Source organism: Gelidibacter maritimus, from assembly GCF_014062315.1.
GTDB classification, from domain to species: Bacteria; Bacteroidota; Bacteroidia; order Flavobacteriales; family Flavobacteriaceae; genus Gelidibacter; species Gelidibacter maritimus.
The window spans coordinates 69,035-84,974 of record NZ_JACGLT010000003.1; the positions used below are offsets into that span (position 1 = coordinate 69,035).

A 15,940-nucleotide genomic window follows, 5' to 3' on the forward strand; every position below is an offset into this window, starting at 1 on the left:
AAATGACTTTGATTTAATAACTCCAGGCACTACAGTGACCTTCCACGGCCTTCTGATCCTAATCCATAGAACTATTTAACGAGTTAAATATTTATACTTATTATGAAAAATGGAATAAGATCAATATTAGAAGTTGTCAGGAGCAATAATACAAATAAACCTTATTTATAAAAACTCACTTCTACTATGAAAAAGCTATTTCCATTAATGTTTGTGATGCTCACAATGATCTTACAAGCCCAACACAAAGCGACAAACTATGTTATAGCCGCAAGTGAAGCAGTTAAGAATGACGCGGAATGGTTAAAGGTCGTTGATGAATTACAAAAACTTCATCCAGATGCAGTGGTTATAAGCTATCAAGATTCTTTAAATCAATTGCTGCCTTCATTACGAAACTTGCGACCGCGCTATCTCGCTGTTATTGAAAAGCCGAAAAATATAAATAGAGATTTTGTGATTGAAGGAAATCGGATGTCTCGCACCATTGATGATGATAGATACGATGACTATATTTGGGGTGTTATCACGGGATATTCGCCAGAGGATGCCCTCAGAACAATACGCCAAAGTGCCGAACCATTTATAATAAAATCGGCTCTATCGAGTATAACAGAAGTGAGCAGCGGAGAGTGGTTCGATAAATTTGCCTGGATTGATGATCACGTAAGAGGACGATGGGGAGAGAAAACGAACCCTCAAGACCCTGTGGCTATATATAAAACGGATACCCTCGGCGATCTGCTTTCGATTTTTCATAAAAAGTGGGAGGAGATCGATCCCGATTTAATCATCACTGCTTCTCATGCCACTCAATATAATCTCGAGATGCCCTATTCGGTAGGTAATCTTGTTGCAAAAAATGGCCAACTTTATGCGAAATACAAAGAGCCAGAGGCTATTGTAAGCACAAACAAGCCACGCGTTTTTTTTCCGGTAGGCAATTGTCTTATTGCGGATATGAATAATTCTGACCAATCTATGGCGGCAGCATTTCTATCGTCGGGCGGATCAACCGCGATGATTGGATATGTCGTATCTACTTGGTATGGAAGAAACGGTTGGGGAGCATTGAAGTATTTTTTGGCGAATCCAGGGAAACATACATTGGCAGAAGCGGCTTTTTTAAATAGACAAGATATGTTAACCCAAGAATACCGTAAAGATCCACGCTATCTTGATGTTATACCTAATTTTAAAACTTTTGGAGATGCCGCTCGAAACGATATTGCTAAAAAAATGGCAGAGCTTCAACCTGACAATCTCACAATGGACGATATTGGTTTTAGCTTCGATAGGGATGTGGTTGTTTATTATGGTGACCCGGCGTGGAATGTTAGAAGTAAAAGTATTTTGGATTCTCCTGGGTATCATTTTAAATTCGAAAATAAAGGAGACAATTACACCATAACTTTAACAACTGAAGACAACTTCTCAATTGACAAAGCTAAAGGAAAAGGATTTAAAGAAGAGCATGTGAAAGATATTCCTTTGGCTTATTTTTTACCTCAACGTATCTTTAACCCTGGCATTTTTGAAAATAAACAACACTTGGATGTTGCATTCGATGAAAACTTTTTGTTGATCTATAATCAAGATATTAAACCTAATGAGGCTTATACGATAATCTTAACCAGCAAGGTTGAATAGTGGTTACAATTGCCTCCCAATAAGCAATCCCTACCACAAAACTCAGGAGTTTGAGTTAGTCTGAAGAACACTTTGGCAAAAAAGCTAGAGTGTTTCTTTTTTTAGCCACATTAAAATATGCGATGACGATAATTTTACCCAAAATAAGTCCCATCCATACTCTAATAAATTTATTGGCTCAGGTAATAAAAAATATTGATTAAATGATGACTGTAAAAACCGAAAATTCTTGGTGTTTATATTTTTAGTCATACATCTACTATGTATGAGATGTTCGTGTCAAAATTTTAGAAATATGTTATATACAAAATATCACCTAAGCATTATTTTCTACATTGGTGTCTTCCACCAACAAGAGCCCCACTCGTCACAAATCCGATCACTCCATCATCAACAAAAACAGCAACAAATCCTCCTTATAGTCTTCTCTTATTTTTATAAAAGTCACTCGCATTTGGGACTCCACGGTTTTCACGGAAAGGCCGAGGGCATCTGCGATTTCTCGATACTTTAGTCCCTCCATTTTAAGTTTTAGAACCTCTTGGCAACGCTCTGGTAATTGATCAATAACGCGCCAGAGTCGTTGGTTTTTCTGTTCCAATTCTGCTTCAGTAGGAGTGGTTATGGTTTGAAGTGCCTCGTATTTAAGCTGTTCCAAAATTGATGCTTCCTTCTTTTTTTTTCGCAAACTGGTTAGAAATTGATTGTATCCCATCTTATACAAATAACTTTTGGGCGACGAATGGATTTGAATGGTGTTGCGTTTATTCCAAAAATCCACAAAAACCAACTGGGCCAGATCTTCTGCCGCATGGCTATCCGAAGTAAAATTAATAAGGTATAGATATAATGATTGGTAATAGCGATCAAAAAACTGTTTGAATGCTAGTTTGTTGCCTTCCTTAATTTGTGCTATTAAAGTGGTGTCATCCATTGTGGACTCTCTGAAATTTGCGATGAAGTTAAGGATAATTCAAAAAATTATTTCAAATTAATAAGGGTAAATCATTTTTAGTGCATCATAGATGTAAATAAGGAAAGCATATTTTGAAAAAGATTATAATTAAATATTTAAACGATTCTATTTCGGATGATGAGTTGGACCGTTTGAAGGTGTGGATTCAGAAGCCTAAGAATGAGCAAAAATTCAAGGAATATGTGCGCATTAACCATGAATTGAATGGCTTAAATACCAAGATAAATACTGATAAATCATTTCAACATGTTTTAGAACAACTTCATGATACTAAAGGTTCAAGTGCTGGTCGACTTCTGAACGTTTTGAAATATGCCGCTGTCTTTATTGGCATTTCCCTTATAGGCTATGGTGTTTATAAAGGCGGTACTCAGAACGTCTATCTTCCGGATGTTCCCCAGATAGTCTTGCAATTGGAAGATGGAACGACTCAAATTGTCGAAGAAGGGCAGAGCATGGTCATTAATAATGCTGCTGGACAAAGGGTGACGCAACTAAATCAACAGCAATTAATTTATTCATCTTCGGATAGCGCTATGACCGAGTTGCGTTACAATACCTTGAAGGTGCCTTACGGAAAAACTTTTGGACTTGTATTGTCAGACGGAACCAAAGTCATGTTGAATGCAGGGTCTGAATTGAAATATCCTGTTCATTTTATAGAAAGCGAAAACCAGCGTACTGTGTATCTGAATGGGGAGGCCTATTTTGAAGTCGCTAAAAATGAGGCCCATCCATTTATCGTAGAAACCCATGATATGGATATTGAGGTTTTGGGGACAACATTTAATATCACTTCTTATACCGATGATGATAAGTCTTATGCTGTATTGGTGGAAGGACAAGTGGCGGCACATAATAAACTTCAAGCTCAAAGTCCGCTGCTTATGAGTCCAAATCAAAAAGTGTTTTTTGGCCAAGATGAATTGGAGATTAAAGCCGTATCAGTTGACAAATATATTGCTTGGGTTCAGGGCCAATTGATTTTTGTGGATGATTCATTTGCAGTCATCAAAAATAAACTGGAGCGTAAGTACAATGTCACCATTAAGAATAACTATAAAGAACTTAATGATGTCAATATTACCGGCACCTTCAAAGATGAAAGTTTTGATCAGGTGTTAAAAACATTTCAAACTTATATAGAATTTGACTATACCATAAAAAATGGTGTGGTGACGATTACAGAACCAAAGTAAAAATAGATCCCTGCCTTCGCAGGGATAAAAAAAGGAAGATGCGCCAACACCTTCCTCAGTATTAAATAGTGATTCAACCGTTTGTTAACCAATTAAATCGATGTAAACTTATGAAAAAACAACGAATTAGAAATGTACTTACGTGCATTTTGAACCAATCCCATCTTAAGATGAAATTTACCCTTCTCTTTTTATGTATCAGTCTGTTGCAGGTCAATGCCTCCAACAGTTATGGTCAAAACCAAAAAGTAACTTTAAACGAAGTGGATGTCTCCATGGTACAAATTTTCCAGCAGATTGAAAGTCAGACCGGGTTGCATTTTTTCTATAATAATAAAGATTTGGATTTTCGTCAAAAAATTTCTGTCAATGCCGATCAGCTTCGGGTGTTAGAACTTTTAGCTACCGTATTTCAGGATAAAGGAATGACCTATCAAATATTGGGCAATCAAATTATCTTGAAAAGATCTGGTGTGCCTTTAGAGCCGACTTTGGCTAATGAGAAAATACAGCAACGAGAAATTAACGGAATTATCAGTGACCAGATGGGAATGCCTATGGCAGGTGTAACCGTAGTTATTGAAGGCACTCAAAAAGGTGTGGTCTCCAATTATAATGGTGAATATTTCATCAAAATTGATACTGGAAATGAAGTTTTAGTGTTTTCATCTTTAGGTTATGAAACACAGCGTGTTGTCATTGGTGATGACAATATCATTGATGTGGTCATGAAGGAAGATTTCAGCCAATTGGAAGAGGTTGTTTTAATTGGTTATGGCGAACAGAAACGTGAAGACGTTACTGGTGCGGTATCCTCCATTAAACCTGAAAACATTGTACAGGCCGCAACAGGAAGCGTAGGTTTTGATCGTGCGCTTGGTGGTTTGGTTAAAGGCGTTCAAGTATCTCAAGGTTCAGGTCGTCCTGGAAGTCCAGTGCGTTTGAATATTAGAGGGGTGACATCGCCGTTTTCTTCATCAGGTTTAAACCAACCCTTATACGTTATTGATGGGGTGCCTTTTAATATCGATGGTATCGCTGGTGCCAATCCGTTATTAACGCTTAACCCTGTTGATATTGAAAGTTTTAACGTTTTAAAAGATGCTGCTGCAACTTCTATTTATGGATCTCGGGGGGCCAATGGGGTCATCATTATTACTACCAAGAAAGGAAAACGTAATCAAGCGGCTACCGTAAATGTATCGATGGCAACCACTATGGCTCGACCTATCAACACGGTAGATGTATTGGATGCTAACCAATATCGCAATTATTATGACCTACTCCTTAATAATAGTGTCAACGCTATGAATGCGGGACAATTAGATCCGTTCTTTGCTTTCGATTTGGATAATATTGGTTACGTCAATCTCGATTTTAATACGTTTACGGTCAGTTATGATGGTTTGCGTGAAGACTATTTTGGCGATGCCAATACGGATTGGAATAAGGAAGTGTTCAGAAGTATGGCTGTAACCAATCAAGCCAACGTAAGCGTAAACGGCGGTACTGAAAAGACCAATTATGCTTTAAGTCTATCATTTATCGACCAAGACGGATTGACTGTAAAAGATGGCTTAAAACAATATACTTTAGGGATGTCTTTGGATACCGACGTGTCCAAACGTGTTAAGTTTGGTGGATCTGTTAATTTGGGTCATACAGAATCCAACTCAGGTGAAGATGATCTCTTTGGACAATATACCGTCAATACGTCAATTGCGCGTGCTAGACCAGATTTACCCGTTTATGATGAGAATGGTCAATTAATGGGACAGACTGATTATAGTTACGGGTTTCAAACCATTGAGCCGAATCCTTTAATGCGTTTGCAAAATAAAACCAACAACAAGAATTATAACTTTATAGGAAATTCGTATATCGAAATAGAACCTGTTAAACATTTAAAGGTTAAAGCCGACGTAAACGCAGCAGTTTTTTATACAGACAATAGTTCTTTTGTTCCTAAAGTAACTCAGACGGATTTCATTTTCTTTCCAAACGAATCTTTTTTAAGTGAATCCAGCACTTTAGTGTCAAATGTTACTACCAATTTGACGGCCAATTACGATTTCACATTTACCAATAATCATTTTAATATTTTGGTGGGTGCTGCATGGGACCGTACAAATTTTGATAGAAACAGTCAGTTCTACGCAGGATTTCCAGATGATGATATTCTTATTAACGGCACATCAGCAGAGTCTGTCCAAGCCTACAGTAGTAATCAAATGGAAACAGGTTTAAATTCTCTGTTTTCTCGAGTGACTTACAGTTACAGAAATCTTTATAATGCCACTTTCAATTTTAGAACAGATACCTCTTCAAAATTTGGTCCTGGTAATAAGCGCGCTTATTTCCCTTCACTTTCCACAAGTTGGAATATTGCTAACGAGCGTTTTCTTTCAGAAAGCAATAGTGTTAACGTCTTAAAATTAAGAGCAAGTGCAGGACGCGTAGGATCAACTAACGTATCTGATTTTGCCTACCTACAGTTTTTCAATACAGCATCCAATAATATCTATAATGGAAGCTCCGCGGTGGTGCCAAGTAATACCTTTCCTAATAAGGATATTGGTTGGGAAGAAACCAATGAGATTAACTTAGGGTTGGATTTTGCATTTTTCAATTCAAGATTAAGAGGTGGCGTTGATGTGTACAGCAGAAAAACCAAAGGCGGTTTGGTAAATACGCCAATCCCTTATGAGTTGGGTGCTGATACGTATTTTGCAAACTTTGTGGACGTCAGCAATAAAGGTATCGAATTAAGTTTGGGTGGAGACATACTGAAAAACGACGATTTCTTATGGTCAGCCAATGTTAATTTTTCAATAAACAGAAATAATTTGGATAAGCTGAACGGCGCAAATATCAACCCGTTCCAACTTGATTATTTTGTTGAGGGCGAGCCTGTAGGAACTATCAAAGGTTATAAAGTGGTGAAAATTTTCCAATCGCAGGACGAGGTGGATGCTTTAAATGCAGCTTCTCCAGATGGTACATACGATCAATTTGCAACCGGAGCAGGAGATTATATGTATGAAGATATTAATGGTGATGGAAAGATTACAGCAGATGACCGTGCCATTATCGGTGATATAGAGCCAGATTTCTTTGGCGGAATTTCAAACACTTTCAGATATAAGAGCTTTAGCTTGACGGCTTTGTTTCAATATTCTGTGGGTGCAGAATCACTTTGGAGCCCGATTCCTTTTGGCACTTTTAACCAATTGGGAGAAAATAAATATAGCGAGTATGCGCTTAACACGTGGACGCCAGAGAATCCTGATGCCCGTTTTGCAAGAGCAGTTTATTTTGATCCAGGTGCAAGTGGACGAACGTCTGATAGATATTTGTACGACACTTCATATTTGCGTTTGAAAAGCCTTCAATTTGTCTATGATTTCAATCCTCAATTATTAAAAAATATCGGGGTTTCTAATGCAAAATTGATGCTTACCGGATCTAATTTAATTACATGGACCAAGTGGCCAGGTATGGACCCAGAAACTTTTTCAGAAAGAGGAGGCATAATTGACCAAGTCAATAACGAAGATCCATACCCACTGTCTAAGTCATTCTCATTAGGCCTACAAGTTCAATTCTAAAAAACACATATATAATGAAAACATATAGCACTATATTTAAATCAATACTTTGTTTGTCGCTCGTGGTTTTGGCCAGCAGTTGCAGCATTGATGACGTCAAGCCAATCAATCAATTGACTGAAGAAAATGCCATCAGAGATGCCGCTTCAGCGCAAGCTATTCTTAATGGCGTATATGACCTTGGTCGCGAATTTGACGTGAGCAACTTTCCTTTATATCTGGCCGGTTATGGCAATGAAGGACGTATTTTGAGTAGCGGTCTCTCAGGAAGTAAAGGGTATAACACCAATGAGGTTCCTGTTGAAAATAGATTTTTGACCAATCTTTATAACGGGTTTTACAAGATCATCAATTTGAGCAATTTTCTGATTGAAGAGTTGGAAGCAGGAAAGGCGGTTGATATTTCCGAATCACGTAAAATGGAAATGATTTCCGAAGCCAAATTTCAACGGGCATTTACCTATTTTAATTTGTTGCGCTATTTTGGACAGTTTTATGACTTAAATTCCGAATATGGCGTGGTGGTAAGAACCGAATTTGCAACCAATCTAACAGCACAACCAAGAAATTCAGTTCAGGACGTTTACAATCTTATCCAATCGGACTTAGAATATGCTGCTGAAAATGGCCCTATGTATATTGAACACTTCTACTCTGGAAGTTTGGCGGCTAAAGCACTATTGTCAAAAGTAGAATTGTATTTGGGTAATTATGATAAGGCTGCCTTGCTTGCTGAAGAAACCATCAATAATGGCGAAGGCTATATGCTTGAAGCTGAGTATAACAGTATTTTTACAAATAGTTTTAATTCTTCAGAAGTTATTTGGGCCCCGTTAACTGGTCCCGGAGCAGAAGGAGGAACTCAAATGGATTTGATTGCCAGAACTACTTACAGTGAAAACCTGAGAAAGTTGGCCGATGCACAAGTGGGAGACGCTGCCGATGGCGTTTTGGATGCTAATGGGTCAGGATACGATCCGCGTTTTAGCTTTGCTTATTCTGAAGATACGAAAGGTCAAAATACCCAGGCAAAATATCCTTTTGGAAACCTTGCTGGTGGGCAAAATAATACACTCTACCATTTGCGTTTAGGTGAAATTTACTTAATCCATGCCGAAGCTGAAGCCCGTAGAGAAGGCGGTGATCTTGATGTTGCATTGGAAAGCCTAAATACCATCAGACAACGTGCTGGCGTAGATGATAAAGTACTTTCAGACCAAGCAACCTTACTCGAAGATATCCGTCAGGAAAAACTATTGGAATTGTTTTTTGAAAATGGCGAACCTTGGTTTGATGTGGTGCGATATGATATTTTAGGTAACCTTGATGCTTCCGCTGTAAAAGAAACTTTAACCTCTGAAAATAAATTTATCCTACCCATGACTTCACAGGTGATGATTGGTAATAATACTATAGTCCAAAATCCTGGCTATTAATTAATAAAATTTTAAAAATATGAGAAATTTAATCGCAATTGCCATCCTTGTTCTGGTGGCATCCTGTAAGCAAGAACCCCAAATACCAAAGGATTATGCAGTAGTTCACGGGACTATTAAGAATGTAAAAGACAGTATTAATTTTAGACTTTATAATCCTGAAACCTCCAAATCGTTTGTTATTGAGGTGGATGAAAGCGGTAACTTCAGAGATACCTTAAAACTCGAGTCACCTGCCATGTTCAATGCGGTGTATAACAATATTTTCGTTTTATACCTTCAAAATGACATGGATCTTAAAATTGATTTCGATTCGGATAAAATTAAAGAAACTCTCACGTTTCAAGGGAATGGAGAAGAAGAAAATAACTTCTTAAAATTTAAATCAAAACATGTCAGCGGACTTTTTGGTGATGATTATAAGGCGTATTTGGGATTGAATGAAGATGATTTCAACAAAACTACCGATAAGTTCTTAGACGATTTTCATAGCGAATTGGATAAAAAAGCCGCGGTGTTAGATTCTGTTTTCGTTGCCAAGGAAAAAGCCGATATGGCAGAGTTTAAAAAGAGCATGATTGCTCAGCACCAAGAGCAATTGGAGATCAATGCAAAACTTGGGAAAGGGAAGCCATCTCCAGACTTTAAAGACTACATCAATTATAATGGCGGCACGTCTTCTTTAGCCGATTTTAGAGGCAGCTATGTGTATATTGACGTGTGGGCAACATGGTGCATACCCTGTATTTATGAAATTCCATTTTTGAAAAAAGTTGAAAAGGAATATGCCGACAAGAATATCAAGTTCATGAGTATATCTGCCGATCAGCCTAAAGATGAACAAAAATGGCGCGACATGATTAAGGACAAAGATTTACACGGCATTCAGTTATTAGCTGATAATGCCATCGAATCGCAATTTTTGATGGACTATTATATTTATGGTATTCCGCGCTTTATTCTTTTAGATCCACAAGGAAATATAGTGTCTTATGATGCGCCAAGACCTTCTGAGGACAGGTTGAAAGAGCTCTTCAATAGTTTGAATATTTAAAATCAAGCTTATATATAGCCATTGTCTTCTTTTGAGTTAGTCTTCAAAAAGTAATTAGAGGTTGCCCATTGTGGGTAGCCTCTTTTTTTATGTCGTATTATGATCTTTTTCAGCTAAATCTTAAATCCATAAAAAAATCCTGATGACATTTTTAAAATGCACCGATGTGTTAAAGTAAACCTCATAAAGCTATTAATCAGCTAGGGAAATAAAGGGTTTATATAAGGGTGAGGCTACCAGAAATGGTGGCCTTTTTTTGTTTCAGGATTTTATAATCCAAACTCTTCAACTCGCTGTATTGTCAATGAGTATCCATGTTGAATCTCAGTCTCAATCCAATTATCCTCAGCTTTTTAGTTGTTTTCTTGTAAAATCTTGCTGACATATCCAATTGATTCCGATGTCATAGCATAAACCTTATAATTATGAGACATATTTTACTAATTTTTTCACTGTTTTGCGTTACCTGCACTACGGTCAAGGCACATGCCAACATCAATAGGAACACCGTTGCCAATTGGAGTTGGGAAGCCGTACTAACTGATAGCAATAACGTGGTTGGTTTTGATTGTGCAAGTATTGGAGAGAATACAAATAATTGGATTACAGAAGGTCAAAATAGGGATGTTTCAGCTGACGACGTTTCGGTTGCCAATCTTATGGGCGCTCTGGCCTATAATCCAACCAATGATGCATGTTCAAACGCAATCGCGCTTTCCTGTGGTGATGCTGTTACTGGAACTACAGTAGATGCAACGCTTAGCGGTATGGGTAGTGCGAGTTGTTCAGCAGGTACACCAGCTGATGTATTCTATTCGCTTAACGTACAAGAAGGAACTGAATATATAATTACTGTTTTAGGTGATGATTATGACGCCGTGCTCATGCTATATAATGGGTCTTGTGGTAACTTAATTGAATTTGCTTGTGCTGATAATGGTTTCTCCGCTGGTATGCAGGAAAGGATTGCATTTACGGCTACTGCTACTGAAACGATCGTAATTAGGACCTATGACTGGAGCGCTTCTGCTGGGAGTTTCACGATAAGTGTTGACTGCGACGATTTTGCAGATTGTGAAGATCCTTATAATGAGGATGCCACAAACTCTGATGTTTATATTTCACAAATTCAAATTGCAGGGATAGGAGTAGATAAAGGAAATACAGATTATGATTTCCTATATACGTCTAATCGTATGTCAACTGACGGATATGTTGAGGTCACCAATCCTATGCTTACTATTTACCCTGGATTGGAAAGCCTGTATACACTAAGCAGTGGTCCTGATGGAAATACCGACTCCTATTACTATTCTTTATGGATTGATTCCAACCAAAACGGATGTTTTGAAGCGGAAGAACGAATATTATGGACCGATGATATGAATTTGGGTGAAAATGTAACGGAAGTGCCGCACACCTTCTCAACAAATTTAGTTCCAGGTACCTACCAAGCCAGAATTCGAAACAGTATGAACGACTTTCCTTTGTCTGAAGGAGCCGGTGATGGGGAAGCATTAGATTTCAATGTTGTAGTGATAACTGAAGCAGAGGCTGGTTTAATCTTAGGGGTAGATCATCAAGTTTTTAGCGACTTCAATTTTTACCCTAATCCGGTAGGGCATGAGGTGAATCTACATGCCAAGACACCAATAGAGCAGGTGGAAGTCTACAGCTTATTGGGTCAGCAATTAATTCAAATTAAACCAAATGCTCTAAAAACAAACTTGAATGTCAATGGCTTACAATCGGGAGTGTATATAATGAACGTTACAATCAACGGAGGTATGAAATCCTTCAGAATTATGAGAAAGTAATGTTTGAGAAACCCCAATGGATAGGAAATCCGATACTAATTTATCTTCGTTGGCATGAAAAAGGGAGATGAGGATATTTTTTAAATAGATCACAAAATTATTTTAATAATAGAGTAAAGACTCATGATAATAAAAATTGAATTGTAAAACTAAGTTGATCCTTTGACTTCTGCCGGTAAGTGTAACCTGCACTTTTTTCAACCTTTAAAAAATCATATCATGCAAAAATTAAACAAAGATAGCGTTCTTAAGTGCACGGTTGTGTGGAAAACACTTTTGGCCACCGCTGTAATTTTCGCCTGTTCTTTTACTACGACGAATGCACAAATAGCAGGTGAAGTTTGTGAAAACCCATTAGTAATCTCCAGCTTGCCTTTTATGCACACAGGAAACACTGGAGATTATGGAGACAACTATGACTCATCAGATAAACCGCGACGTGCAGATGGTGCGATTGGTGATCCTTCCTCAAGTTTTTTGCGTGGAGATGATGTGGTTTATGCATACACGCCCTCCGAAGATGGCACTATTGATATTTCCGTGATTAACAATAGAGAAAATACTGGTTTCTTCATATTTACTGGTTGTCCCTTTGAGAGTAGTGTTGGTGGTGATGCGAGCAGAAATGAGGAAAATTTACATGTATACCAGCTTCCAGTTTCATCAGGTGTCACCTATTATATTGTAATTTCGACTGATCGGTATCCGCAAATGACGCCTTATACCTTAAATATAACTTCTTGTAAAAGACCAACTGATTTGGTAGTGGAAAACGTCATGCATACCAGTGCAGAGCTCAGCTGGGCTTCAGATGTTGACCAAGGTGATATATATGTTATGAGGTCTTATAGACTGGCGCCAAATATAAGCAGTTTACCAACTGAAACAAGCGTAAGTTCTCCATTTACTATAGATAATTTAATTCCAGGTGTAGAATATCATGCTTATGCACGTGCTGATTGTGGTGACCAAGACGGCGTGAGTGAATGGTCAGAACCAATAAGTTTTTCCACGACATGCGACGCTGTTTCAAGTTTGCCATATATAGAAAACTTTGATGCGTATAGATCAGGGACTTATTGGTTCCCAGAATGTTGGGAGAGACCGGTCATATTTAATAGTACTGCCATTAACATTTACCCATCTATTAGTGGACATTATCAAACTTCAAGCTACCCGAATACTTTACGATTTTATTCTCAGACTGGTACACCTACCTACGCAGTATCACCATCATTTGCAGAAGACATTTCCAATTTGCGTGTTAAATTTACCTTGAAACGAGAGGAATTACGTTCAGGAACAATCGATGTTGGCGTGATGAGTGATGCCAACGATGTCAGTACTTTTGAACTCGTTGCAACCATTGATCCTGATAATAATGATTTTAATGCGTATTACTTTGATCTCAATCAGGTATCGCTTTCAGGTTCAGGAAACTATATTGCCTTACGGCATAATTCCAATTCGGCTAATTATGATTATCACTTAGATGATTTTAAAGTAGAACTAACACCTTCTTGTCTTGAACCAACCAATGCAGTTATTTCCAACATCACAACAACCAGCGGCATCTTCAGTTGGGAAACAATTACCAATCACAGTGACTTTTATATTGCTGAAGCCGGCGGAACAAGTCCAGACGAAAACACAACTCCTACTTTAAGCAATGTGAGTTCTCCCATCACATTAAATCAACTTACGCCCAATACAGAGTATGACGCTTACGTGCGGGTTGATTGCGGAGCAGAAGGAGGCCTAAGCGCGTGGACGGGACCAGTTAGGTTTTTTACAAGATGTACAGCTACCAACACGCCTTTCCTTCAGAACTTTGAATTTGTTACAGTGCCAAATATCTCTAATTGTGAATCTTTGGAAACAAATAATGGTAAAGGATGGGAAACTCGTTCACTTAACACTTTTGGTTTCAACGGTAATGTTTTAAGCCATAAATATACCCGTATTGGTGATGGTCCGGTTGATGCATGGTATTTTACCCAAGGTATTAATTTAAAGGCTGGCGTAGATTATTCAATTTCTTATGTTTATGGCAACAATAGCGAGCAAGATATAGACAAGCTAAAAGTAGCTTATGGGACCTCTGCAAATTCTTCGGCAATGATCGTAGAGCTGGCAGATCACGAATTTCAAGTCACGACGCCACAATCAAGTGAGGTAATTTTTAGCGTAGATAACGATGGTGTTTATTATTTTGGATTCCAGGCACATTCTGATAAACTTATGTCGTGGATATACGTGGACGATATTTTTGTTGATGTATTACGGACCTGCCCAGTCTCCGCTGAGGTAGTGGTTGATAATATAGAAACAAATCAAGCGCAACTAAGCTGGACCTCCACAGGTCAAAATCAATGGGAAGTGCTTTACGTGGAGTCTGGTTTTAACCATTTGGAAGATGGAACGTCCGTTACAGTTCAAGGACTTCCAAACACTACCCTTGTAAATCTAACTTCAGAAACCACCTATGATGTGTATCTAAGAAATGTCTGTGCCGTAGATGATAAAAGTTATTGGGTCGGTCCTCAAACTTTTAAAACCGAAACTAGCTGTCCTCGTCCTACCAATATACAAATAGATAACGTCGGCCACGACAGCGTCCAAATATCTTGGGAAGCTGGAAGCAGTGAAAGTGAATGGATTGTCTATTATGGAGGAGTTATTGGTTATGATCCTGTAAATGAAAGACTAATTAGTTTTGACCCTAAAAAAGGAGAAGGAGAATCGGTCACTGTGCAAGGCAGTCCTCAAGTTACCTTGACAGGTCTAAAATCTGCAGAAGAATATCAGGTATACGTGGAGGCTGTATGTGCTGAAGAGGATCGGAGTTCGATTCCACCTTATGTAATGGCCAGATTTATTACGGAACTGGAAGGTGGTTATTGCATGGTGTATCCTGAAAGGGTTCGTCCAATTACGAATGTTGAATTCGCCACTATTAAAAATCTTCAACTTGGCCGTGGTTCGGGGCCAGGTTTTCAGGATTTTACCGACATGGTGGCAGAGGTTAATGCCGGAGATACCTACACCATTAATATCGAAGGAAATACGATAGAACTTAGAAGTTCCTTTACGGTATTTATCGATTGGAATCAAGATGGCGAATTTAACAATGATGATGAACGCTATGAAGTAGGCACCATTTTCAACTCTAATGGTTTTGATGATAAGGTCATTTCAATGGACATTCAAGTCCCGACAGAAGCAGTTAATGGAATGACGCGAATGCGGGTGATAAGTAGGGGAGAGGATCGAAACTCTGAATATGTTCCCAATGCCTGTGAACTACCGAGATCTTTAGGTCAAGTAGAGGCTTACACCGTAAACGTGAAATCAGATGTTGACCCTGTAGATTGTCAAATTCCCACAGCCTTAACTTTGGGAGCGGTAACTTTTGATGGAGACGGAGCGCAGCTTGTGGTGTCTTGGATGGCCGGCGGGATTGAAACCCAGTGGGAACTCTCTTATGTCAACGCCAATGACGCCGCTGATAGTGGTTCGGCAATGGTTAACACTACCCCGCAAACTATACTTGACCTCACAGCAGGACAAGGGTACAGCATAAAAGTACGTTCAATCTGTGATGGTGCCAATAGCGCCTGGACAGAAGTTGCTGAGATGACTTTAGGATTTGATGATATAATGTTTACAAACTTTACTTACTATCCAAACCCTGTCACAAATCAACTCACGCTGCAATCGGCAGTTTTGATTGATCAAGTTGAAGTTTACAACCTACTGGGCCAAAAAGTAATTCAAATGAAGCCAGGTGCCGTAGAGGTCCAATTGGAAACTAAGCAGTTACAGTCGGCAATTTACTTGATGAAAGTCTCTATTGGCGGAAGTCATAAAGTCTTTAGAATTGTGAAGAAGTAGCCATCTAACAATATTCTGGGTGATGCTTGAGAAAATTCTTTAAATAAAAAACTCAATACTAATTTATCCCCGTCTGCATGATTTATGTAGATGGGGATGGTTTTTAGGCCGTACTCAAACCCTTTGAAAATAACTGATGTTTTCTTCTGAAAGCTCAATTCCATCGCATTTGGTAACCATTCGCCATGCAGCTTAAGTTCTCTCGTTTTTCTCTAATCCTAATGGAAATCAAGATGGTTTCTACCATTTCACCTTTTAGGCAGGGGAAAAAATGGTAGAAATTAACTTAATTAGATATTGACTGAA

The 15,940-nt window shown here is 38.4% G+C and carries 8 protein-coding genes; 7 read left to right on the forward strand and 1 reads right to left on the reverse strand.

Annotation, left to right across the window (positions count from 1 at the left end; genetic code table 11):
* Positions 1-186 precede the first annotated feature (186 nt).
* Positions 187-1,650 carry a hypothetical protein gene (locus tag H3Z82_RS04845; protein WP_182203134.1) on the forward strand — a complete coding sequence of 488 codons (1,464 nt, stop codon included), beginning with the start codon at positions 187-189 and terminating at the stop codon, positions 1,648-1,650.
* A gap of 379 nt (positions 1,651-2,029) precedes the next feature.
* Here the strand turns inward: H3Z82_RS04845 and H3Z82_RS04850 are convergent, their stop codons facing one another.
* Positions 2,030-2,584: an RNA polymerase sigma factor gene (locus H3Z82_RS04850; protein ID WP_182203136.1), complete on the reverse strand. Its 555-nt coding sequence runs from the start codon at positions 2,582-2,584 to the stop codon at positions 2,030-2,032.
* 113 nt (positions 2,585-2,697) lie between these two features.
* Here H3Z82_RS04850 and H3Z82_RS04855 point away from each other — a divergent pair, with 113 nt between their 5' ends.
* The 6 genes from H3Z82_RS04855 (at position 2,698) to H3Z82_RS04880 (ending at position 15,634) form a co-directional block, all read left to right on the forward strand.
* Positions 2,698-3,825: a FecR family protein gene (locus H3Z82_RS04855; RefSeq protein ID WP_182203138.1), complete on the forward strand. Its 1,128-nt coding sequence runs from the start codon at positions 2,698-2,700 to the stop codon at positions 3,823-3,825.
* Between the two features lie 110 nt (positions 3,826-3,935).
* Positions 3,936-7,433 (forward strand): TonB-dependent receptor, encoded by a 3,498-nt coding sequence (locus tag H3Z82_RS04860; protein WP_182203140.1) that lies wholly within the window; start codon positions 3,936-3,938, stop codon positions 7,431-7,433.
* Positions 7,434-7,447: 14 nt separating this feature from the next.
* Positions 7,448-8,869 (forward strand): RagB/SusD family nutrient uptake outer membrane protein, encoded by a 1,422-nt coding sequence (locus H3Z82_RS04865; RefSeq protein ID WP_182203142.1) that lies wholly within the window; start codon positions 7,448-7,450, stop codon positions 8,867-8,869.
* 19 nt (positions 8,870-8,888) lie between these two features.
* The gene (locus H3Z82_RS04870; protein WP_182203144.1) at positions 8,889-9,923 is read left to right on the forward strand and encodes a TlpA family protein disulfide reductase; all 1,035 of its coding nucleotides are present in this window, start codon (positions 8,889-8,891) and stop codon (positions 9,921-9,923) included.
* Positions 9,924-10,348: 425 nt separating this feature from the next.
* Positions 10,349-11,740 carry a T9SS type A sorting domain-containing protein gene (locus tag H3Z82_RS04875; protein WP_182203146.1) on the forward strand — a complete coding sequence of 464 codons (1,392 nt, stop codon included), beginning with the start codon at positions 10,349-10,351 and terminating at the stop codon, positions 11,738-11,740.
* Positions 11,741-11,959: 219 nt separating this feature from the next.
* On the forward strand, positions 11,960-15,634 hold the full coding sequence (locus tag H3Z82_RS04880; RefSeq protein ID WP_182203148.1) for a fibronectin type III domain-containing protein: 3,675 nt from the start codon (positions 11,960-11,962) through the stop codon (positions 15,632-15,634).
* The last annotated feature ends 306 nt before the right edge of the window (positions 15,635-15,940 follow it).

Excerpts from the sequence above, each read along its gene's own strand:
- H3Z82_RS04845 (WP_182203134.1), top strand. The coding sequence starts at position 187 with ATGAAAAAGCTATTTCCATTAATGTTTGTGATGCTCACAATGATCTTA.
- H3Z82_RS04850 (WP_182203136.1), bottom strand. The coding sequence starts at position 2,584 with ATGGATGACACCACTTTAATAGCACAAATTAAGGAAGGCAACAAACTA.
- H3Z82_RS04860 (WP_182203140.1), top strand. The coding sequence starts at position 3,936 with ATGAAAAAACAACGAATTAGAAATGTACTTACGTGCATTTTGAACCAA.
- H3Z82_RS04865 (WP_182203142.1), top strand. The coding sequence starts at position 7,448 with ATGAAAACATATAGCACTATATTTAAATCAATACTTTGTTTGTCGCTC.
- H3Z82_RS04870 (WP_182203144.1), top strand. The coding sequence starts at position 8,889 with ATGAGAAATTTAATCGCAATTGCCATCCTTGTTCTGGTGGCATCCTGT.
- H3Z82_RS04875 (WP_182203146.1), top strand. The coding sequence starts at position 10,349 with ATGAGACATATTTTACTAATTTTTTCACTGTTTTGCGTTACCTGCACT.
- H3Z82_RS04880 (WP_182203148.1), top strand. The coding sequence starts at position 11,960 with ATGCAAAAATTAAACAAAGATAGCGTTCTTAAGTGCACGGTTGTGTGG.